Source organism: Mesorhizobium sp. M7A.F.Ca.US.006.04.2.1 (assembly GCF_004022915.1).
GTDB lineage: Bacteria > Pseudomonadota > Alphaproteobacteria > Rhizobiales > Rhizobiaceae > Mesorhizobium > Mesorhizobium ciceri.
Genome location: NZ_RZQA01001355.1, coordinates 1 through 1011 on the forward strand (window position 1 = coordinate 1; position 1011 = coordinate 1011).

The 1011-nt window shown below is 64.8% G+C and carries 1 protein-coding gene; it reads left to right on the forward strand.

The genetic code is table 11. The features are described from left to right. On the forward strand, positions 1-1011 hold a 1011-nt coding region (locus EN925_RS37250; RefSeq protein WP_245487442.1), incomplete at both ends, for a glutamate synthase-related protein.

Sequence of the window (1011 nt, forward strand, 5' to 3'; positions counted from 1 at the left end):
GCCCGGCCACAAGGTCGACGCCACCATCGCCAAGGTCCGGCATTCGACGCCGGGCGTCGGCCTGATCTCGCCGCCGCCGCATCACGACATCTATTCGATCGAGGATCTGGCACAGCTGATCTACGACCTGAAGAACGTCAATCCGGCGGCCGACGTGTCGGTCAAGCTGGTGTCGGAAGTCGGCGTCGGCACGGTTGCGGCGGGCGTCGCCAAGGCGCGCGCCGACCACATCACCATCTCTGGCTATGACGGCGGCACCGGTGCCTCGCCGTTGACCTCGCTCAAGCATGCCGGCAGCCCGTGGGAAATGGGCCTTGCCGAGACACACCAGACGCTGGTGCTGAACGGCTTGCGGTCGCGCGTTGCGCTGCAGGTCGATGGTGGCTTGCGCACAGGGCGCGACGTCATCATCGGGGCGCTGCTCGGCGCCGACGAGTTCGGCTTCTCGACCGCACCGCTGATCGCGGCCGGCTGCATCATGATGCGCAAATGCCATCTCAACACCTGTCCGGTCGGCGTCGCGACGCAGGATCCGGTGCTGCGCAAGCGCTTCAAGGGCACGCCCGAGCATGTCATCAACTTCTTCTTCTACGTCGCGGAAGAGGTGAGGGAGCTGCTCGCCGAGATGGGCTACACCCATCTCGACCAGATCATCGGCGACACCGATCTTCTGGAAAAGCGCGACCTGATCGTGCACTGGAAGGCGCGCGGGCTCGATTTCTCGAAGATGTTCTTCAAGCCGGATGCGCCGCATGAAGCGGTGCACTGGACCGAGCGGCAGAAGCACCCGATCGACGACGTGCTCGACCGCAAGCTGATCGAACTGGCCAAGCCGGCGCTCGAGAGCAAGCTGCCGGTCAAGATCGAGGTCGATATCCGCAATGTCGACCGCTCCGCGGGCGCCATGCTGTCGGGCGAAGTGGCCAAGCGCTTCAAGCACAAGGGCCTGCGCGAGGATACGATATCGGTGAAGCTGACCGGCACTGCCGGCCAGTCCTTTGGCGCCTTCCT